A 21,707-nucleotide genomic window follows, 5' to 3' on the forward strand; every position below is an offset into this window, starting at 1 on the left:
GTCAGGATAATGAAACGTGAGTAGAAAGAAGCCGGATGATATTGACGATCATCCGGCATTATTGACTTACGAAACTAACATTCCGATAAACACATACGCCTGCAGCAGGGTGATAATGCCGATAACGCTGGCAAAAATCAGACTGTGCTTCACGGTGTAGCGGAACAGTTCAGATTCTCGGCCCACCATGCCCGTCGCGGCGCAGGCCACGGCGATAGATTGTGGGGAGATCATCTTGCCAGTTACGCCGCCGCTGGTATTTGCTGCCACCAGCAGAGTGTCAGAGACGTTGATTTGCTGCGCCGTGGTTGATTGTAGTGAACCAAACAGAGCGTTCGAGGAGGTGTCCGAGCCGGTAAGGAATACCCCCAGCCAGCCGAGGAATGGCGAAAAGAACGGGAACATCACACCAGTACCCGCCAGTACCAGCGCCAGCGTGGTAGACATACCGGAATAGTTGGTCACGAAGGCAAATGCCAGCACCATGCCAATCGACAGTATCGGCCACTTCAGGCTAATTAGCGTTTCGGCAAAGACGCCAATACCTTTCTTGATCCCCACGCCGAGGATGAAGATAGAGATAATCGCTGCAATAAAAATAGCGGTGCCGCCAGCAGAGAGCGGGTCGAATTTAAACACCGCGTCCATTGGCGTCGGCTGGGCGACAATGGGGGCCGCTTTCAAGACTTGTTGATGCAAATGAGGGATCTGGAAATTAATCACCAGCGAATAAAACGCACCGCCCGGAGCAAATAACGCTTTAAACGGCTTCATGGTCCAGATGGTGACCAGCACCGTTAAGATTAAAAACGGTGACCACGCACGAATGATTTGCCCCAGACTATATTCTGAAGGCACGGGACCGCCAGAAGACGGTTTATTCACCACCATCGCACCTGCGGATTGCCCCATGCTGATTGCCGTTTCGGTATTTTTCGGTCGCCAGACTTTAAGGAATAAAGACAGTGAGACGATACTCACCAGCGCCGAAGTAATATCCGGCAGCTCAGGACCAATGTAGTTAGAGGTAAAGAACTGGGTAACCGCAAAGCTACCACCCGCAACCAGCGCCGCTGGCCACGTCTCTTTCACCCCTTTCCAGCCATCCATCATCGCCACCAGCCAGAACGGCACCAGCACCGACAGGAACGGCAACTGACGTCCCGCCATTGCACCAATGTGGAACGGATCGATTCCGGTCACCTGACCGGCGACCAGTATCGGCACGCCCAACGCACCAAACGCCACCGGCGCAGTGTTGGCTATCAGACATAGCCCCGCTGCGTATAGCGGTTTGAAGCCCAGGCCCACCAGCAATGCCCCTGTAATTGCCACCGGTGCGCCAAAGCCTGCCGCCCCTTCCAGCAACGCGCCAAAGGAGAAACCAATCAGTAACACCTGCAAACGCTGATCGTCGGTGATGGAGATAACCGAGCTGCGGATAATATCGAACTGGCCGCTGGCAACGGTTAATTTATACAGGAATACCGCCGCGACAATAATCCACGCAATAGGCCATAAACCATAAATAAAGCCATAGCCCGCAGCCGCAAATGCCATATCAATCGGCATTTTAAAGGCGAATATCGCAATCAGGATAGATAATATAAGGGTTATTGCTCCAGCGACATGCCCTTTCAGACGTAATACCGCAAGTGCAACGAAGAAGAATATTATTGGGATCAGGGCAACCAGAGCGGATAGCCCCAGTCCTCCCATCGGCATATACATTTGGGTCCAGGTAACCATATTGTTCAGTCTCTTATTATCTTTATATGCTTGATATGATTAAGGTTGTAATAAGCAAAAGAGGACTGAACTGTAAAATATAGGCGTTATACTTTACAGCAACAGTACGCTGCTAACGCAATTGCTACCTCTGGCATAACAAGTATATCGGGTAAGGGGTTCTGTTCCGCACACGCAGGTGCAGAGTATCGTTAAGATGTCCATATTGTTGTTTTAGGCCCGCTAGTAATGCGCTGCGGGTATTTAATTTTGTTAAACCCTGATAATCGCTCCGGTTATTTCCGGGATAAATGTACTACCGCAGTTACTATAATAGCCCCGACAATAAAACTTGCCGGGGCTTTTTTTGACGCTATTAATGACTTTCTTTTTCGCGTAAACGCCAGGCGTGTAATAACGGTTCGGTATAACCGTTTGGCTGTTTCACGCCGAGGAAGATCAAATCGCTGGCAGCTTTAAAGGCACACGAGTTAGCGAAATTCCCTGCCATCGGACGATAAGCCGGATCGCCAGCGTTTTGCTGATCAACCACTTTCGCCATATTCTCCAGTGACGCCTGCACCTGCTCTTTGGTCAGAATGCCGTGGCGTAACCAGTTGGCAATATGCTGGCTGGAGATGCGCAGCGTTGCACGGTCTTCCATCAGCGCCACGTTGTGAATATCCGGCACTTTTGAACAACCAATCCCCTGCTCTACCCAACGCACCACGTAGCCCAGAATTCCCTGCACGTTGTTATCCAGCTCTTGTTGGATCTCTTGCGCCGACCAGTTAGCATTTTCAGCAACCGGAATGGTCAGCAGATCGTCCAGCAGCGGTTCAAATTCAGCATTGAACTCGGTCTGAGCAATGTTGGCTTGCACGCTCTGCACGTTGGTTTGGTGGTAGTGCAGCGCATGGAGCGTAGCGGCAGTTGGCGACGGAACCCAGGCCGTGTTTGCCCCGGCACGTAACTGGTCGCCCTTCTGGCTGTACATGTCTGCCATCAGGTCCGGCATTGCCCACATGCCTTTGCCGATTTGCGCTTTACCGCGCAGCCCGCAGAACAGACCGGAAAGCACGTTATTGCGCTCGTAGGCTTTGATCCACGGCGTCGATTTCATCTGGTTTTTACGCAGCATCGGGCCAGCTTCCATCACCGAATGCATCTCATCGCCAGTACGGTCGAGGAAACCGGTATTGATGAACGCCACGCGGTTGCGCGCCTGAGCGATACAGCTACGCAAGTTCAGCGAGGTCCGGCGTTCTTCATCCATAATGCCCATTTTCAGGGTATTCGGTGCCATACCGAGCATTGTCTCAACGCGGGTAAACAGTTTGTTGGCGAACGCCACTTCCTGCGGACCGTGCATTTTCGGCTTCACAATATAGACGCTGCCAGTGCGCGAGTTTTTCTGCACTTTTAAATCATAGAGGGCAATCGCGCCAGTCATGACGCCATCAAGAATACCTTCCGGAATTTCATTGCCTTCGCTGTCCCAAATTACGGGAATGGTCATCAAATGACCTACGTTACGGATAAACAGCAGCGAGCGCCCGTGCAGAGAAATTTCAGAGCCATCGGCGGCGGTGTACTGACGATCGTCATTCAGTTTACGCACGATTTGCCGACCGTTTTTCTCCATTTTCTCTTGCAGAGTCCCCTGCATCAGGCCCAGCAGGTTGCGGTACAGCAGGATTTTATCTTCCGCATCAACCGCAGCGACCGAATCTTCACAGTCGAGAATGGTACTGATGGCGGCTTCAACGATAACGTCGTTGATGTGCGCCGGATCGTCTTTGCCAATTCGCCCGTTGGCATCGATTTGCAGCTCAATATGCAGGCCGTTATTTTTTAGCAAAATGCAGGTCGGCGCAGCGGCATTACCACGGTAACCGACAAACTGTGCCGGAGTACGTAACGTGGTTTCTTTACCATTTTTCAACTGGATACGTAATTGTTTGTCGACCACCTTAAACGCCACGACATCCTGATAGCTGCCGTTTTCCAGCGGTAGAGATTCATCGAGGAAACGCCGAACCCAGGCGATAACCTGCTCACCGCGCTGCGGATCGTAGCCGCTGACCATCGCCCCTTCCTGCGGGATGATGTCGCTGCCGTATAACGCATCGTACAGTGAGCCCCAGCGAGCGTTTGCCGCGTTCAGCGCGTAGCGGGCGTTCATCGCCGGAACCACCAGTTGTGGCCCCGCCTGACTGGTGATTTCACTGTCGATGCCCGTGGTTTCCACCGTAACGTGGTCCGGCTGCGGCACGAGATAGCCCAGTTCACGCAGGAAAGATTTATAAGCCGCTTTGTCTTTTACCGGCCCCGGATTGCTGCGATGCCATTCGTCCAGCGCCGCCTGAATGCGATCGCGCTCTGCCAGTAATTGACGATTTTCTGGCGCCAGATCGTGAACGATCTCATCAAAATTGCGCCAGAACGCCGCAGCGTCCAGCCCTGTTCCCGGTAAAACTTCTTCATCCACAAAACGTTTAAAATTGGCGTCAATGCGTAAACGGCCCTGGGTTATGGTTTGACTCATTGTTTATCTCCTCGTTTTCGCTTATTTCGCCAACACCGCTGCTGCCGCTTTCGCGACCTGCGCATCCTGTGCTCCGGTTAAACCAGAAACGCCCACGGCACCAATAATTTGTCCATCAACAACAACCGGTACGCCACCTTCCAGCGACGTCAGTAACGGCGCAGACACGAACGCGGTACGTCCGTTGTTCACCATCTCTTCATAGCCCTTAGTTTCGCGACGCCCCAGCGCGGCAGTACGCGCTTTCTCCTGGGAGATGTAAGCCGCTATCGGCGCGCAATCGTCCATGCGACTTAACGCCAGCAGATGACCGCCGTCATCGGCAACAGCAATGGAAACAGACCAGTTATTTTTCTGCGCTTCTTCCTGACCTGCGGCAATAATTGCACTCGCCATTTGCTGGCTAAGAATGACTTTAGTTTTCATTTTGTTATTCCTTTTCAAGGGCTTGTTCTACAATTTCAATCCAGTGACGCACAGAGGTTCGACCGGCGCTCGCCAGATGCGTCTGGCAACCAATGTTGGCGGTGACGATCATTTCCGGTTTGCCGCTTTCCAGCGCATTCATTTTGTTATCCCGCAACTGGCGCGCCAGATCGGGATGCGTTAACGCATATGTTCCCGCCGACCCGCAGCACAGATGGCTGTCGGGAACATCGGTTAAGGTAAATCCAAGACGAAGTAACACTTTTTCCACTTCGCCATTGAGCTTTTGCGCATGTTGCAGGGTACACGGGCAGTGGAAGGCCAGTTTTTTATCGCCGCGAATTGCCAGTTTTTCCAGCGGTTCCTCGCGCAGAAGTTCGACTAAATCGACCGCCAGCTCACTGACCTGACGCGCTTTATCGGCATACAACGCATCGTTTTTCAGCATCTGCCCATACTCTTTAACGAACGCGCCGCAGCCGCTGGCGGTTTGCAAAATTGCCTCGGCACCTGCTTCAAGCGCGGGCCACCAGGCATCAATGTTATTTCGCGCCCGCGCTAACCCTTTCTCTTGCGCATTAAGATGATAGTCCACCGCGCCACAACAGCCTGCTTCGTTAGCTGGCATGACGCTGATCCCCAGACGATCCAGCACCCGCGCGGTTGCCGCGTTAGTGTTGGGCGAAAGTGTAGGCTGGGCGCAACCTTCCAGCATTAAAACCCGGCGCTTATGGCGCAGCGGTGGACGCGGTTTGGCTTTCACCGTTTCAGCGGGTAATTTTGCTCTTATCTGTTCTGGCAAAAACGGTCGCAGCACCAGCCCTACCTGCGTCAATGCGCGAAAGACCGCCGGACGCGGCACCACCTGACGCAGCCCTTCGCGCAGCATTCGCTCCGGCAGTGGGCGTTTCACTTTCTGCTCGACAATATCACGCCCGATATCCAGCAAATTGTGATAGCGCACACCAGAAGGACAGGTGGTTTCACAATTGCGGCAAGTGAGACAGCGATCGAGATGCTCCTGTGTTTTAAGCGTAACTTCGTTGCCTTCCAGCACCTGTTTAATCAGATAGATGCGCCCGCGCGGCCCGTCCAGTTCATCGCCCAATAGCTGATAAGTTGGGCAGGTTGCGGTACAAAATCCGCAGTGAACACAGGCGCGCAGGATGCTGTCGGCTTCCTGCGCTCGCGCGTTCTGCCGCATCTCTTCGGTTAACCGGGTTTGCATAGCCTGCTCCTCAAAGTTCCGCGTACATGCGACCGGGGTTAAACACGCCGCAAGGATCGAGCTGCTGTTTAAGCTGTTGGTGATAGCGGAATAAAGGAGCCGGTAGCGGGGCAAAGCCGCCATCTCCGGCACTAAAGCGGGTCGCATGACCGCCAGCGTTGCGGGCGATGCGATGGATTTGATTGTCATCGGCTGTCGATTTCAGCCAGCGTAACGCCCCGCCCCAGTCGATCAGTTGTTCGCCGGGTAAATCCATCATCGGCGCATCAGTGGGTAATGAAATGCGCCATAAGGTACCTGGTAACGAGAAGAACGGCAGTTGTTGTTCACGCAATTGCTGCCAGAACTGACCCGCAACCTCTTCGCCCCCCAGCAGTTCACGCGCCGCTTTCACCGATCCTTCACCGCCTTCAAGGCGGATCCACAACGCGTTGTCGAAGTAACATAAGCCACTAATGGGTAGCGGCTGAAGTTGCCACTGGGCGATTTCACTCATGGCTTCTTGCAGGCTGATTTCCCGACGCAGGCTCAGGGTGGCGCGCGGTCGTGGTAACACTTTCATTGAGATTTCAGTGAGCACGCCAAGACAACCGTAGCTTCCGGCCATTAATCGCGAGAGATCGTATCCGGCAACGTTTTTCATCACTTCGCCGCCAAAACGCAGATGTTTTCCTGTGCCGGTAATGATGCGCGTGCCGAGGACAAAATCGCGGACCGAACCGCTCCACGGGCGACGCGGCCCCGCCAGCCCGCAGGCGACCATCCCGCCCCAGGTGGCTTCTTCACCATAATGCGGCGGCTCGCAGGGGAGCATTTGCCCCGCGCTTTCCAGCGCCGCTTCAATCGCCACCAGCGGCGTTCCGGCACGCGCGGTAATCACCAGCTCGGTCGGGTCGTAATTAACAATACCGCGATGACAACGCACATCCAGCGTTTGCCCGGTGACAGGGCGGCCTAAAAAGGCTTTGCTATTGCTTCCCTGAATCACCAGCGGCGTTTTATTACTAATCGCCTGATTCACCTGTTCCAGCAGCGCCTGGCTGTAATCACACTCGCGTAGCATCAGAAACGCTCCAGTTCAGGGAAAGGTAAATGACCGTGATGCACGTGCATGGCACCAAATTCAGCGCAGCGGTGTAGCGTGGGAATGTTTTTTCCTGGGTTCAGCAAACCATCGGGATCAAACGCCGCCTTGACTGCATGGAAGGTCGTGATTTCATCGCTGTTGAACTGGGCGCACATTTGATTGATTTTTTCGCGCCCGATGCCATGTTCCCCACTGATGCTGCCGCCCACTTCAACGCAGAGTTCGAGGATCTTCCCGCCCAGCTCTTCCGCGCGGGCAAATTCACCGGGTTCGTTGGCATCGAAAAGGATTAACGGGTGCATGTTGCCGTCTCCGGCATGAAAGACGTTGGCGACGCGTAAATCATATTGCTGCGATAAACGGGCAATGCCTTCCAGTACGCCAGGTAGCGCGCGGCGTGGGATGGTGCCGTCCATGCAGTAGTAATCGGGAGAGATGCGCCCCACCGCCGGAAAGGCATTCTTGCGGCCAGCCCAGAAACGTACGCGCTCTGCTTCATCCTGTGCCAGACGGACGTCAGTCGCGCCCGCTTTCAGTAAGATGTCGTTAACTCGCTCGCAGTCTTCCTGTACATCAGACTCCACGCCGTCCAGCTCGCATAACAAAATCGCTTCGGCGTCGACGGGATAACCGGCATGAATAAAATCTTCTGCCGCGCGGATCGACAGGTTATCCATCATCTCCAGCCCGCCGGGGATAATGCCATTGGCGATGATGTCACCAACCGCAAGTCCGGCTTTTTCTACCGAGTCAAAGCTGGCTAACAACACACGCGCCACGGGCGGCTTCGGCAGCAGTTTTACCGTCACTTCGGTGGTCACGCCGAGCATACCTTCCGATCCGGTGAACAGCGCCAGCAGGTCAAAACCAGGCGAATCCAGCGCGTCCGATCCCAGCGTCAGCGCCTCGCCGTCCAGCGTTTGCACTTCAATTTTCAGCAGGTTATGTACAGTAAGCCCATATTTCAGGCAGTGGACGCCCCCCGCGTTTTCCGCCACGTTGCCGCCAATCGAACAGGCAATTTGCGAGGAAGGGTCCGGTGCATAATAGAGATTATGCGGTGCTACGGCCTGGGAGATCGCCAGGTTACGCACGCCCGGCTGCACGCGCGCACGGCGCCCGACGGGGTTAATGTCGAGGATCTCTTTAAAGCGCGCCATCACCAACAACACACCTTTTTCCAGCGGCAGCGCGCCGCCAGAAAGCCCAGTGCCTGCGCCACGGGTCACCACCGGCACACGCAGGCGGTGGCAAACAGCCAGAATCGCCGTCACCTGTTCCATCTGCTTAGGCAGAACAACCAGTAATGGACGCGTGCGATACGCGCTCAATCCGTCACATTCGTAAGGAGTGATCTCCTCATCGGTATGCAGGATCTCCAGTCCAGGGACATGCTCACGCAGTGCCATCAGTACCGATGTGCGGTCGACATCGGGTAAAGCGCCATCAAGACGCTCTTCGTACAAGATGCTCATGAGTAGGGTTCGCTTTGTTGTGTTGTGTGGCAGCTGATTTTTGCGCGCTGCTTCTGTGAACAGTTATTAAGCGGGGTTTTCGTTTTCGTCTATCTCTTTAGCTACCGGTCAGACCATTTTTTTTCCATCTCTGTGACTTCGCGTTGGTTAACTCAATGTTAAATTGATGTAACATAATCACTTACGTGATGTACGTGTTTCGCGAGTTAAGAACAGAAAAATTGGTCCTACCTGTGCACGAGGTCCGGGAATGAAAGATGAACGTCGCCCTATTTGCGAAGTAGTTGCTGAGAGTATCGAACGGTTAATTATCGACGGCGTACTGAAGGTCGGTCAGCCGCTTCCCTCGGAGCGTCGGCTGTGCGAAAAGCTCGGCTTCTCGCGTTCCGCACTGCGTGAAGGACTGACCGTGCTGCGCGGGCGCGGGATTATTGAAACAGCGCAGGGTCGCGATTCTCGGGTCGCGCGGCTTAATCGGGTCCAGGACACCAGCCCGCTAATTCATCTGTTCAGCACGCAGCCGCGAACGCTGTACGATCTGCTTGACGTTCGCGCATTGCTGGAGGGCGAATCGGCAAGGTTGGCGGCTACGCTGGGAACCCAGGCTGATTTTGTTTTGATAACCCGCTGTTATGAAAAAATGCTCGCTGCCAGTGAGCACAACAAAGAGCTTTCGCTGATCGAACATGCACAGCTGGATCATGCTTTCCATCTCGCCATTTGTCAGGCTTCCCACAATCAGGTGCTGGTGTTTACGCTGCAATCATTGACCGATCTAATGTTTAATTCGGTGTTTGCCAGCGTGAATAATCTCTACCATCGACCACAGCAAAAAAAGCAGATCGATCGCCAGCATGCGCGGATCTATAACGCGGTGTTGCAGCGACTCCCGCATGTCGCCCAGCGCGCCGTCCGCGATCATGTGATGACCGTGAAAAAGAATCTCCACGATATCGAACTGGAAGGCCACCATTTGATTCGTTCGGCGGTGCCGCTGGAAATGAACCAGAGTTAGCTGGAGTCAAATCTGCTTTTCATACAAGCGGTAACGCTTGTACGGCTCCGCCCCAATGCGTTCCAGCATGTTATTCATGCCTGTATTGGTTTCGAGGATCCATGACATTTCCAGCGCATCGATCTTCCGGCGGGCAAACGGATCATGTAAGGCTTCAATCAATAACAGAGCAATCACCGGGCCGATGCGGCTGAACTGATACTCGTCGCGAACCCCCATTAGCGGCACTCGCGCGGTCCGCACACCGCTGACTTTCAAGCGCCACAGCAATTTTGCCCAGCCGAAGGGAAAGAGCGATCCGTTCAGATCGGCAATCGCCTCGTTGATGTTCGGTAAGCCGACAATAAACGCGCAGGGTGCAGAATCAATCTCGGCGATGTAGATCATATCGTCCGGCACCAGATACTTAAGTTGATCGCCCATGGTCGCAAATTCATGTTCGGTAAACGGCACAAATCCCCAGTTGTGCTGCCAGCCGGAGTTGAAAATCTCACGCAGGATCTGCATCTCTTCGGCAAACCGCTGACGATTGATGCAGCGAATGGTCACCTTTTTGCGCACCTGATCCATCAGTTTTTTTAGCGCCGGAGAGAAAGTGAGATCGGTTCGCTGCATCCACCACGCCAGTAAATCAATACCTTTGTGATAACCCAGTTGTTCAATATGCGCGGCATACCACGGTTTACCGTGCGGCATCATCGCACTGGGTGGTGTGTCAAAACCTTCAATCAGTAATCCGCTTTCCTGATTGATATTCAGGCTAAAAGGCCCGGTGATGTTGCGTGCACCTTGTGACTTCAGCCATGCTTCCGCTGCGCCAAATAAAGCTTTAAAAACCTGCAAATCATCAATGGCGTCAATCATGCCGAAATGACCGGTATCCTCGCCGTAACGCTCGCGGTGTAAGGTATCGATTTGCGCGGTAATGCGCCCTACTACCTGCCCCTCTTTTTTCGCCACCCATGCCTGCCAGATGATATGGTCCGTTCCCGGATTCTTTTGTGACAAATGCTCACTGCGTTCAATGCATAAAGGAGGGATCCAGTTTGGATCATCGAGATAAAGTGACGACGGAAAAGCGATAAATGCTTTTAAGTCGTTTTTATTTATTACTTTTTCAATTTTAATCATCAGCAGATCGCATTCCATATTTACGTGGACAACAAATAATTAACGGTGAAAAACAGGCAGTAACCACAACGAACGGCACCTTAATAATCCACCCAATGAATACAAACGAAGACAAAACAATATTTATTAATGATGTTGATAAAACCAGTGACTGCGTTAAACAGTCAATAATGTCTCTTATAGACTTAAGCGACCCGACAAGGCATCACCTTAATACATTCATAAATTAAATATTATTCACAATAAAAAATAACAGAGCAGAACTTATTATCTTAATCAATGTTCAATATCACAACGATGAAAATACTATCTCATTTATCTTTTATGCATATATAATCCACCGCATTATTGTCATTTTATTTTTGATATCCAATTTTCTTGTGGTGTATATGTCCAATAAAATCTTTACGCATTCTTTGCCTATGCGCTATGCCGATTTTCCAACGCTGGTTGATGCTTTGGACTATGCCGCTCTGAGTAACGCCGGAATGAATTTTTATGACAGGCGTAGCCAGCTTGAAGATGAACTGGAATATCACACTTTAAAAGTGCGCGCGGAAACAGGAGCCAGGCGGCTGCTATCGCTGAACCTGAAAAAAGGCGATCGCGTGGCGCTGATTGCCGAAACCAGTAGCGGGTTTGTCGAGGCATTTTTTGCCTGCCAGTATGCTGGATTAGTTGCCGTACCATTGGCGATTCCAATGGGCGTCGGTCAGAGGGATTCCTGGAGCACCAAACTGCAAGGTTTACTGGCAAGCTGCCAACCAGCCGCGATAATCACTGGCGATGAATGGTTGCCGCTGGTCAATGCCGCGACGCATGATAACCCCGAATTACATGTTTTAAGCCACGCCTGGTTTAAGGCATTACCGGAAGCCGATGTTGCGCTCCAGCGTCCAATTCCGGACGATATCGCCTATTTGCAGTACACCTCCGGCAGCACCCGTTTTCCCCGTGGCGTTATCATCACTCACCGCGAAGTGATGGCTAATCTACGCGCCATCAGCCACGATGGCATTAAATTACGCCCTGGCGACCGCTGTGTCTCCTGGCTGCCTTTCTACCATGATATGGGGCTGGTCGGTTTTCTCCTGACGCCTGTTGCCACGCAGCTTTCGGTGGATTATTTGCGCACCCAGGATTTCGCCATGCGCCCACTGCAATGGCTTAAATTGATCAGTAAAAATCGTGGCACTGTTTCCGTTGCGCCGCCGTTTGGCTATGAATTGTGCCAGCGCCGCGTGAATGAAAAAGATCTCGCTGAACTGGATCTCTCCTGCTGGCGCGTCGCGGGTATTGGCGCTGAACCCATCTCCGCAGAACAACTCCATCAATTTGCTGAATGTTTCCGTCAGGTTAACTTTGACGATAAAACGTTTATGCCCTGCTACGGACTGGCAGAAAACGCGCTGGCTGTCAGTTTCTCAGATGAAGCCTCCGGAGTTGTGGTCAACGAAGTGGATCGCGATATCCTCGAATACCAGGGTAAAGCCGTGACGCCAGGTGTTGAAACACGTGCCGTATCAACTTTCGTCAACTGTGGTAAGGCGTTGCCGGAACATGGCATTGAAATCCGTAATGAAGCAGGTATACCAGTAGCGGAACGTGTGGTGGGCCATATTTGCATCTCCGGCCCCAGCCTGATGAGCGGTTACTTTGGCGATCAGGCTTCACAAGACGAAATTACCGCGACGGGCTGGTTAGATACCGGCGATCTCGGCTATCTGCTGGACGGTTATCTGTATGTCACCGGGCGCATTAAAGACCTGATTATTATTCGTGGGCGTAATATCTGGCCGCAGGATATTGAATACATTGCGGAACAGGAGCCAGAAATTCACTCTGGCGATGCCATTGCGTTTGTTACCGCCCAGGAAAAAATCATTTTGCAGATCCAGTGTCGGATCAGCGACGCAGAGCGCCGCACGCAGCTTATCCACTCGCTGGCGGCGCGGATACAAAGCGAATTTGGCGTAACCGCGGCTATCGACCTGTTACCGCCCCACAGCATTCCTCGCACATCTTCCGGCAAGCCCGCCCGCGCAGAAGCCAAAAAACGTTATCAGAAAGCCGTTGCCGCCAGTTTCCATGTGCAGGAATCTCTCGCATGAATCAAACTGTCGCGGTAACGGGCGCTACCGGGTTTATCGGTAAATATATTGTCGATAACCTGCTCGCCCGCGGCTTTCACGTCCGCGCATTGACGCGTACTTCCCGCGCTCACGTCAATGACAATCTCATCTGGGTGCGCGGTTCGCTGGAAGATACGCATTCACTTAGCGAGTTGGTTGCTGGTGCCGGTGCTGTGGTCCATTGCGCCGGGCAAGTACGCGGACACAAAGAGGATGTCTTTACTCGCTGTAACGTTGACGGCAGTCTGCGCCTGATGCAGGCGGCAAAAGAGAGTGGCTTTTGCCAACGTTTTCTTTTTATCTCTTCGCTGGCGGCGCGCCATCCCGAACTCTCCTGGTACGCGAAATCCAAACACGTCGCCGAACAACGACTAGCAGCAATGGCGGACGAAATTACGCTGGGCATTTTTCGCCCAACAGCAGTCTATGGCCCCGGCGATAAAGAGTTAAAACCACTGTTTGACTGGATGCTGCGTGGCCTGCTGCCGCGGCTGGGCGCACCAGATACACAGCTCTCTTTCCTGCACGTCACCGATTTCGCGCAAGCTGTGGGTCAGTGGTTAAGCGCCGATTCCGTACAGGCGCAAACGTATGAATTATGTGATGGTGTCGCCGGTGGCTATGACTGGCAGCGCGTGCAACAACTGGCCGCAGCCGCCCGTCAAGGAGCTGTACGGATGGTCGGCGTTCCTCTGCCGTTGCTCACCTGCCTTGCAGATGTCAGTACCGCGTTGAGTCGCCTGGCAGGTAAAGAACCTATGCTGACCCGCTCGAAAATTCGTGAATTAACCCACGCCGACTGGTCGGCAAGTAATAACCGTATTTCTGAAGATATTAATTGGTTTCCCGGGATTAGCCTGGAACACGCATTACGCAACGGGCTATTTTGATTGTCTTGTTTAAAGGTGTGTTAACGTTTCTATGGTAAATCGTGAAATAGTAATGGATTACATCCTTTCCTGTTTACAGGATTTGGTCGAAAACGGTGTGGAAATTAAGCCTGACAGCGATCTCGTCAACGATCTCGGCCTGGAGTCGATTAAAGTGATGGATCTCTTAATGATGCTGGAAGACAGATTTGATATTTCCATTCCTATTAATATTCTGCTGGATGTCAAAACCCCTGTGCAATTAATGGAAACACTACTTCCATGGCTGGAGAATAAATAATGGGGCTATACGATAAATATGCGCGTCTTGCGGGCGAGCGACTGCAATTTAGCGATAACGGGTTAACGCCGTTTGGCACCTGTATTGATGAAGTGTATTCCGCCACCGAAGGGCGCATTGGCGATAAAAAAGTGATTCTGGCCGGGACCAATAATTATCTCGGTTTAACCTTCAATCATAATGCCATCGCCGATGGTCAGGCAGCGTTAGCGACGCAGGGCACCGGCACCACCGGTTCACGTATGGCTAATGGTAGTTATGCGCCGCATCTGGCGTTAGAGAAAGAGATCGCCGAGTTTTTCAATCGTCCTACCGCTATCGTTTTTTCAACCGGTTATACCGCTAATTTAGGTGTCATCAGCGCACTTGCCGACCATAACGCCGTGGTGTTGTTGGATGCTGACAGCCACGCCAGTATTTATGACGCCTGTTCTCTCGGCGGCGCGGAAATTATTCGTTTCCGCCATAATGACGCCAACGATCTGGAACGTCGCATGGTGCGCCTCGGTGAACGGGCAAAAGAGGCGATTATCATCGTTGAAGGCATCTACAGTATGCTCGGTGACGTCGCACCGCTGGCGGAAATCGTTGATATCAAACGTCGTCTCGGCGGTTATTTGATTGTCGATGAAGCGCATTCATTTGGCGTGTTAGGCGCAACGGGGCGCGGACTGGTTGAAGCCGTTGGCGTTGAAGATGATGTGGATATTATCGTTGGCACCTTCAGTAAAAGCCTGGCTTCTATTGGTGGTTTTGCCGTGGGTTCGGAAGCGATGGAAGTGCTGCGCTACGGCAGCCGTCCGTATATTTTTACCGCCTCCCCTTCTCCTTCCTGCATTGCAACCGTGCGCTCGTCGTTAAGAACCATTGCCACTCAACCAGAGCTGCGGCAAAAACTGATGGATAATGCCAACCATCTGTATGACGGGCTGCAAAAACTGGGTTACGAGTTAAGCTCACATATTAGTCCGGTAGTGCCGGTAATAATCGGTTCGAAAAAGGAAGGTTTACGCATCTGGCGTGAGCTTATTTCGCTGGGCGTGTATGTGAATCTTATCCTGCCACCTGCCGCGCCTGCGGGTATTACGCTGTTGCGCTGTAGCGTAAACGCTGCCCACAGTTGTGAACAAATCGATGCCATCATTCAGGCATTTGCGACCCTGAAGCAGTAATATTGGCCGCCGTGGTGTTACCCCACGGCGGGATTATTAATGTTGCCTGTCGTACCAATACACCAGCATTAACGCCACCAGCACAAACGCTACTGGTAAACCGAGTGCGGTAGCGGGCGCACTCAACGCAAATAGCAATCCCAGATTGACCATGATTTGATAGCTAATCCAGGTAAGCAAGCCAACGATGACGCCTACAGCGAGACGGCTACCCATCCCCGGTGAGCGCGGGGCGCTAAAGGTAAAGGGCACAGCAAGTAAAATCATCGCCAGAGTTAAAATGGGTTGCCCCAGCTTCTCCCACAGTGCAAGGCGGTATTCGCTGCTGGGTTGTCCGGTTTCCTGCAAATAATGGATGTAATGATTAAGCTGACGGACAGAAAAAGTATTCCCCGGCATCGATAACTCTTCAAGGTTCATACTGGTGAATGCCGATTGCCAGCCAAGATTGGCTAATGTTTCCTGCGTTTCTTTGCCATTCAGCCATTTTTTATGATTCACGCCGTGCAGGCTCCACGTTTTGTCGTCTTCAATGGTGGCACTGCGTGCATAAATGTAGGATTCGAGCGAGAGATCGTCGCGATAGTGAAATATCTCTATGCCTACCGGCTGGCCCTGTTCGTTCAGCGATTTCACCGTCACAAATTCATTACCGCGCCTGGCCCACAGCATATTGCCGGTAATGTCATCGTCATCCCCCAACGCTATTGCGGTAGATTTGATTTGCAGTGCCTGTTGCTGCAATGGCGACGCCACCCACTCATCTATCGCGCCTAACGAAACAGTCCACAGTATCCCGGCGACCAGCGCCACCAGTGCAATACGGAAAATAGAAAAACCGGTGCTGCGAATGGCGGTAAGCTCACTGTTTTTCGATAGCTGCCCAAGACCAACAATCCCACCCAATAACGCGATAAACGGCGAAAGTTCGACCAGTGTGCGCGGTAAGGTCATCAGTACCACCAGCACCGCCTGAGTCCAGAGATAACCACCCGGACTGACATCATCCAGTTCGTTAATCAGGTTGAAGGTGGTAAAAAGCGGCAGCAATAGCCCTGCGGCGGCGGCAAAACCGAGAAAGAGATGACGGATTAAATAGCGACTGAAAACATTCATCGGGAAAATTTCTGCAGCAAGGAGAAGTCGCGTGCGACCAGCATCAACAGGCCCATTAGCATGAGTCCGGGCACTAACCACAAACCAGGAATGAGGGGAATCGTGCCGTTAGCCACCAGCGAACGGCAGACGTCACCGCCATAAAAAATGGCAACAAACAGCAACGTCAGTGGCAGTAACGTTGAAAATCGCCCTTGCCGCGGTTTTACCCGACTTAAAGAGATGGCCAGCAGAGCCATCAACAACGCTGTCAGGCCACGGCTTTGTCGCCATTGCAGTTCGGCATGATCGGCAGGAAATACAGAGCGCGCCAGTTCCGCGACCGATTTCGCTTTACGTTTGACGTTGGCACTTTGATCCAGTGGATTAAGATGTAATTGCAGATTACGGTAGATCTGTTCGTTGTCGTCACGACCCTGATGATCAAGAAGATAGGCGGTCCCGTTGTGCAACATAACGGTCGGTTTCTCGGGTGATGGGTCAACCACATCAACCGAACGGGCGCGGAAAACACGGGTTCGATTGGCAGTAGAAGTATAAATCAGCGCGTCAGTCAGGCGATTATTATCCTGATCAACCGTCTGCGAAATGATCATTCGTCCGTTATCGTTAGTGTTAAATTTCTTTGCCCGCAACTGGCGAACATCCAGCTCCGACTGCGACTGTTGTTCCAGTTGATAAATCTGCGCATAAGCCCAGGGCCGACCATACATCGACAACAGCGTGACAAAAATGCTTAATGGAATTGCCAGATACAGAACGGCTTTATACAAACGTGCGGGACTGGCGCCCGCCGCAGAGATAGCGGTAATTTCCGAGTCGGTATACATCTGCCCAAGTGTCACACCAACCGACACATACAGGCCCACTGGAAGTAACATTTCAAGCGCTATCAGCACTTTGTAGAAAACAACATTAAGTACTACATCAAGCGCTAAAGTCCCATTGGCTGCTTCGGTCAGGTAACGCTGTGCAGAGTAACTGGCGAAGATAAAGATCAAAAAACCAACGATAATCAGCACCAGACGGCGCGTACCACGCATGATGTAGTGTTCAACCAGCCTCATCTCACTAACGCCCTCAATCCTTTGAGTTTTTTATTCATTGATCAGTTTCTGCGCCAACGCAATGACCTGATCAACCTCTTCTGGCGTCAGGCTGCCGTCCTTCGCCCACTGAATTTGCCCGTATTTATTCAGCACCAGAATGGTTGAACTCTGTTCCGGCAGTTGCCAGGCAACGCGCCCCAGACCGCTGCCGTCGATTACGAATTGCGCCCACGGATAACGACGTTTATTTTTTTCAATTTTACCTGTCACAAAATAGCCGGTGCCGAAGATGGCATCATCGGTGTTCACAATGGTGGTGGGCTGAAAACGATCCTGAGGAAAGTTTGCTGTTTCTACTGCTTTGATTAACAGAGAGTTCTTCTTCTTCGCTGACTTTCGTCCGGCGATATACTGAATAATGCGGACTTTTCCCTTCAGCTGCGTGCTGTTCCACTTTTGATAGTAAATTTCGTCATTTTTGAGCAGCAATTCACCACCGTCCTGAATATAAACAGGTGTAACCGGTTTTCCGATGACGAAATTGTGCGCAGTAGCGCCGAACGAGAAGAGTGAAAATATCAGCGCAGTAATCAGACGAGAGGGCATCATTACTCCGGTTATAGCGGAAAACGCGAAATCAGCAGTTCTAAGCGCTGACGAATATCGCTGTCGAGTGCCACTGGCGCATCATACGATTGGCGATTGTCCAAATCATCCGCCACCATATCGTCGTGCTTATCCCCCATCAGGCCATTAATGGCCGCCAGGAAGCGGGAAATCTGCAACGCCTCTGTATTTTCGGGATCAATCGATCTTAGAGTGTCGTAATAAGAAACCTGCTGACTGATGATTTTTCGCACATCATGAAATTCCCTGCCGGTTAGCTGCGGCCTGGCAATAATTTCTTTCAGGATGCGCATTTGCTTCTGGCGATAAGCGATAAAACCATTAACGCTTTCTAGCTGGCTATGGCGTAATGAATAGTTCACCAGCCACCAGACAGGAGAGCTTAAATAAATACGTAACAGGTTGCCGTAATACGACACAATATTTTTCTTACCGTTACGAAAACCATCCTGAAAACGCCCCAGAAAAACGGTCGTTTTGCCAAATAAAAAACCAGCCTGATGCTTCTTTAAATACAGCCGTTGCGCAAAACGCAGATGCTTGTAGCGCGCTCGCATGTATTTATACTGTTTGCGTTCTTCGTCGGTAAGAGAGTCACCTTTAGCCTGCTTCAGGGTCAGGTGGAGTAACGCCTTGCGATTGACTCCGTCCAACCAGAATCTCAGGCACAATGCATAATTATCATGAATAATTTCCGATGAACAACGCAGTGCGATCGTTGGTGGTAAGCTAACTTGAGCGTCAACGACATCATCTTCTTCGACCGCGATAAATAAACGCTCACTGACCTCAAGTGGAAAATATTTTTTCATCATTGGGATTTTTCTCCCACTGCGTTATAGGCCAATAAATGGCGTTGAAAGAACGCCTTTAATGTCGGAATTAACGAGAGCACCACATCAAGACATTGCCCACCGAAGTAAGCAAATGCTGCCCCCAGCACGCCAAACAGATGGCAGAACATGAACAGCAACACGATGTAGCCGATAGAGGCGATGGTTTGCGCCACGAGAAAGGCACGCTGTTTCCCCGCCATTAGCAATAATGACTCCTGTGGGAAGCCCAGCATCGAAATAACAATGGCTCCGAGCATCACCTGGATCAGGTCATACGCTTCGAGATACTTAACACCAAACACCAGTGAAATAAGTGGCTTGCCAACGATTAACACGGCCAGCGCCACCAGAATGCCAATCCCACCAGCCAGTAATCCAGACTTCACGCCCAGGAGCCACGGTCTGGTAGTTCGTGGATCTAAGCGCATGACTTCAGGGTAAAAACTCTTACCCAACAAACTGGCGGGCGTCCCTGCGGCATCGAAGAATGTCATGGCGATTTTAAATAACCCGGCAGCAGCTGGCCCTAATACGATCCCCACCAGTACCGTGCTACATGAATTACGCGCCGACCAAATGGAATGGGCAATGTTGGTTGACCAGACAAAACTCCATGCGCCTTTGATGTGTCGGGCAGACTCAAACAGATTCAATTTGAACGCGTTATGGATATTTCTGCGGCGTAATTCGCGCGCGGCAAACCACCAGTACATAGTGCCGCCAACCAGATTCGATGCGTACCAGGCGATAACAAATCCGGCAAAGCCAAAGTTAAAATACCAGGCGATTACGCTGCCCGCCGCACGCAGAAAAGGTTTCGTCGCCTGCTGTACAGCAATTAAGTCGAAGCGATCAACCGCACGCAAAATGCCAGTCGGCGTGGAGGAAGCCATTGAAGGAATAAGTGTGCAATAGAGCGCCGCCAGCCAAAAGCTTTGGTCATCCAGACCTAATGAATGGGAAAGGAATGGCAGTAAGGCAATGCCGCCGACAATCGCCACCGCGCCGCTGACGATATCCAGCGAGAAGGAAAATGAGACAACATTACGGAATTGCTGAGGATTATTGTTGGTTAATGCTGGCGTTCCGTACTGCACCACCAACTGCCATGTCTGAAACTTAATAAAATCACTAATCGACTTGGCATAAGACTGTATGACGACAAGTACGCCAAACATCGCTGGCGTCATTCCTTTACCGGCGCACGAAAGCGCCAGTAAGCCCAGCAAGGCACTCACGACATTGCTGGAGCCTAACCAGGCGCTGTTACGAATAATGGTGCGAAAGGCTCCATCTGCAAACCAATGTTTGATGTTAAAACCTGCCAATTCAGCCTGACCTTATCGTTGAAAAATGAAAAATATCCCGTCTGCCTTAAGTCAAGCTTCGGCGGTCAGAAACGATGGCAACCAGAGAAACCGCTTTCTGTGCCTGTTCCAGCACTTCGCTGTAGGGCGCTCTGGAATCAATCTCTAAAATTTTTGTGCCGTTATAGCCAATCTTCGACATGACGCCGATTTTGTCCTGCAACTCGGCATAGTCATGGTCAGGCTTGCGGGAGATGGCAGTATCAATATCAATCCCCAAACGAATGATTAATTCAGGACGGTACTGCGCCATTTGTTGGTATAACTGTCGCTCGCGCTGCGCCAGAAATTGGTTGATTTTCCCGGTCGCGCGTTCGACGCCAATCCCCGGCCCGTCATAATAAAAACCGGAAATTTCCGCCTGCGGAAAGCGATCGCTTACCACCAGTACGCCGCTTTGCGCCAGTCGCTGAACCTTACGAAGGTTCGCCATTCTTCGCAGCGAGAAGCAGTACATAATCACCGCCGCCCAGAGCGCCGGAGAGCGAGTTTTCATGCTTTGGGTTTTCGAGGATTTTGCCGCCAGTCGCCGCTCCAGCCAGACACCAACCAACGGTAATCGTTTGATTTTGTCGCCGTCTTCACCGGACAGTAGCCCCAGATAGCGCCGCTCGGTTTGCCAGTGCTGTTGCAATGATTTCACCAGATCGGTGGTCAGCGTGGATTTGCCGGTGCCATCGCACCCGACTACCGCAATTAGCCCCGGAATGTAGCTGGGCTGCGGCGCGGTAGTGCTGTTAACAGCTTGCGTTTGTAGTGCATCCATTCTTTAAATCATCCCCTATCCATTTTGGTGATCAGGAAAGTGCGGCGTGAATTGCACGTAGTGACGCTTGCAGGATTTCATCGGCTGGTTGCCGACCATCCAGTTCAAGGATCCTGGCGCCGTTGAAAGTCAGTTGCGGCGTAACGGCGATTTTTTCCTGTAACGCTGCCAGTTGATGGTCAGGTTTACGCGAAAACGCGGTTTGTTCATCAATGCCAAGACGAATCAACAATACGGGCAAATAAGACGCCATCCATTGGTACAGCTTCAGCTCGCGCTGCCTTAACATTTTTACCCAGCCATTACCGCCTTTAGTTTTAGCCAGTTGTGGACCATCAAAACGAAAGCCAGGGACTTCAACCTGCGGGTAGCGGTCGGTAATCAACAAAAAGCCATGCTGGCTTTTTCTCAACATTTTTCGAAACTTGTACGCCCGCCAGCAGGAAAGCAAATAGATAACCAGCGCGGTAATATTGCCAGGCGGTATTGAGGGCTTTTCATGTACATGAGCTGCCTTACCCCGCAGATAACGCTCAAAAGGGGCGCCAATTATAGGGAGCTGTGAAATCCATTCGCCAATTCGTCCGGAAGACTGCCCAAGATAAATTTGTTCTGTTGGCATTATTGCTGCCAGTTCATTCACCAGGCTTGCCGTGAGGGTCGATTTACCTGAACCATCACATCCCACAATGGCAATAACACGCACTGGCATGGAATTAATTATTGACATATTACGTTGATTCACGAAAAACCCGGCAGCAAATAATGTATTGAATATTACGTGGTCCGTGCTCAGAATATCCGTTCAACCTTATTGTGACAATGGTTAATTGT

The 21,707-nt window shown here is 51.7% G+C and carries 19 protein-coding genes; 5 read left to right on the forward strand and 14 right to left on the reverse strand.

The window, feature by feature from the left end:
- Positions 1-66: 66 nt before the first annotated feature.
- From glcA to glcD, 6 genes are all read right to left on the reverse strand, one after another.
- The gene (glcA, locus tag FEK42_RS05950; RefSeq protein ID WP_135492291.1) at positions 67-1,749 is read right to left on the reverse strand and encodes a glycolate permease GlcA; all 1,683 of its coding nucleotides are present in this window, start codon (positions 1,747-1,749) and stop codon (positions 67-69) included.
- Between the two features lie 355 nt (positions 1,750-2,104).
- Positions 2,105-4,276 carry a malate synthase G gene (gene glcB, locus FEK42_RS05955; RefSeq protein WP_130259435.1) on the reverse strand — a complete coding sequence of 724 codons (2,172 nt, stop codon included), beginning with the start codon at positions 4,274-4,276 and terminating at the stop codon, positions 2,105-2,107.
- Positions 4,277-4,297: 21 nt separating this feature from the next.
- Positions 4,298-4,702 (reverse strand): heme-binding protein, encoded by a 405-nt coding sequence (locus tag FEK42_RS05960; RefSeq protein WP_135492289.1) that lies wholly within the window; start codon positions 4,700-4,702, stop codon positions 4,298-4,300.
- A 4-nt stretch (positions 4,703-4,706) separates the two neighbouring features.
- Positions 4,707-5,930 carry a glycolate oxidase subunit GlcF gene (gene glcF / locus FEK42_RS05965; RefSeq protein ID WP_130208001.1) on the reverse strand — a complete coding sequence of 408 codons (1,224 nt, stop codon included), beginning with the start codon at positions 5,928-5,930 and terminating at the stop codon, positions 4,707-4,709.
- Positions 5,931-5,940: 10 nt separating this feature from the next.
- Positions 5,941-6,993 carry a glycolate oxidase subunit GlcE gene (gene glcE / locus FEK42_RS05970; RefSeq protein WP_135492287.1) on the reverse strand — a complete coding sequence of 351 codons (1,053 nt, stop codon included), beginning with the start codon at positions 6,991-6,993 and terminating at the stop codon, positions 5,941-5,943.
- A complete protein-coding gene (gene glcD, locus FEK42_RS05975; RefSeq protein WP_125097517.1) occupies positions 6,993-8,492 on the reverse strand; it encodes a glycolate oxidase subunit GlcD in 1,500 nt (499 codons plus the stop codon). Before glcD ends, glcE begins: the two co-directional genes overlap by 1 nt.
- 250 nt (positions 8,493-8,742) lie before the next feature.
- On the opposite strand from glcD, the gene glcC reads away from it, so the two are divergent.
- Positions 8,743-9,507 (forward strand): transcriptional regulator GlcC, encoded by a 765-nt coding sequence (glcC, locus tag FEK42_RS05980; protein ID WP_135492285.1) that lies wholly within the window; start codon positions 8,743-8,745, stop codon positions 9,505-9,507.
- A 6-nt stretch (positions 9,508-9,513) separates the two neighbouring features.
- Here glcC and yghO read toward each other — a convergent pair whose 3' ends face one another.
- Positions 9,514-10,656, reverse strand: a complete 1,143-nt coding sequence (gene yghO / locus FEK42_RS05985; protein ID WP_171021371.1) for a protein YghO — start codon at positions 10,654-10,656, stop codon at positions 9,514-9,516.
- Positions 10,657-11,027: 371 nt separating this feature from the next.
- On the opposite strand from yghO, the gene FEK42_RS05990 reads away from it, so the two are divergent.
- Genes FEK42_RS05990 through FEK42_RS06005 form a run of 4 tightly spaced genes read left to right on the forward strand, consistent with a single transcriptional unit; the run spans position 11,028 to position 15,112 of the window.
- Positions 11,028-12,749 (forward strand): fatty acyl-AMP ligase, encoded by a 1,722-nt coding sequence (locus tag FEK42_RS05990; protein WP_240725744.1) that lies wholly within the window; start codon positions 11,028-11,030, stop codon positions 12,747-12,749.
- Positions 12,746-13,660: an NAD-dependent epimerase/dehydratase family protein gene (locus tag FEK42_RS05995; RefSeq protein WP_135492283.1), complete on the forward strand. Its 915-nt coding sequence runs from the start codon at positions 12,746-12,748 to the stop codon at positions 13,658-13,660. Before FEK42_RS05990 ends, FEK42_RS05995 begins: the two co-directional genes overlap by 4 nt.
- 31 nt (positions 13,661-13,691) lie before the next feature.
- The gene (locus FEK42_RS06000; RefSeq protein ID WP_001697422.1) at positions 13,692-13,940 is read left to right on the forward strand and encodes an acyl carrier protein; all 249 of its coding nucleotides are present in this window, start codon (positions 13,692-13,694) and stop codon (positions 13,938-13,940) included.
- Positions 13,940-15,112: an aminotransferase class I/II-fold pyridoxal phosphate-dependent enzyme gene (locus FEK42_RS06005; protein ID WP_135492282.1), complete on the forward strand. Its 1,173-nt coding sequence runs from the start codon at positions 13,940-13,942 to the stop codon at positions 15,110-15,112. Before FEK42_RS06000 ends, FEK42_RS06005 begins: the two co-directional genes overlap by 1 nt.
- 36 nt (positions 15,113-15,148) lie before the next feature.
- Here the strand turns inward: FEK42_RS06005 and lptG are convergent, their stop codons facing one another.
- The 7 genes from lptG to FEK42_RS06040 are packed head-to-tail and all read right to left on the reverse strand — an operon-like array spanning position 15,149 to position 21,618.
- Positions 15,149-16,228 (reverse strand): LPS export ABC transporter permease LptG, encoded by a 1,080-nt coding sequence (lptG, locus tag FEK42_RS06010; protein WP_135492280.1) that lies wholly within the window; start codon positions 16,226-16,228, stop codon positions 15,149-15,151.
- Positions 16,225-17,295 (reverse strand): LPS export ABC transporter permease LptF, encoded by a 1,071-nt coding sequence (gene lptF, locus FEK42_RS06015; protein WP_135492278.1) that lies wholly within the window; start codon positions 17,293-17,295, stop codon positions 16,225-16,227. The genes lptG and lptF overlap by 4 nt, the downstream gene beginning before the upstream one ends.
- A gap of 30 nt (positions 17,296-17,325) precedes the next feature.
- Complete coding sequence (locus FEK42_RS06020; RefSeq protein ID WP_130258130.1) at positions 17,326-17,883, reverse strand: YtfJ family protein; 558 nt, start codon at positions 17,881-17,883, stop codon at positions 17,326-17,328.
- Positions 17,884-17,894: 11 nt separating this feature from the next.
- Complete coding sequence (locus FEK42_RS06025; RefSeq protein WP_135492276.1) at positions 17,895-18,719, reverse strand: hypothetical protein; 825 nt, start codon at positions 18,717-18,719, stop codon at positions 17,895-17,897.
- A complete protein-coding gene (locus FEK42_RS06030; protein WP_130223985.1) occupies positions 18,716-20,068 on the reverse strand; it encodes a lipopolysaccharide biosynthesis protein in 1,353 nt (450 codons plus the stop codon). Before FEK42_RS06030 ends, FEK42_RS06025 begins: the two co-directional genes overlap by 4 nt.
- Positions 20,069-20,114: 46 nt before the next feature.
- Positions 20,115-20,873: a hypothetical protein gene (locus FEK42_RS06035; protein ID WP_064529665.1), complete on the reverse strand. Its 759-nt coding sequence runs from the start codon at positions 20,871-20,873 to the stop codon at positions 20,115-20,117.
- Positions 20,874-20,904: 31 nt separating this feature from the next.
- A complete protein-coding gene (locus FEK42_RS06040; protein ID WP_135492274.1) occupies positions 20,905-21,618 on the reverse strand; it encodes a dTMP kinase in 714 nt (237 codons plus the stop codon).
- Positions 21,619-21,707: the final 89 nt, after the last annotated feature.

Source organism: Escherichia sp. E2748, from assembly GCF_005781125.1.
GTDB lineage: Bacteria > Pseudomonadota > Gammaproteobacteria > Enterobacterales > Enterobacteriaceae > Escherichia.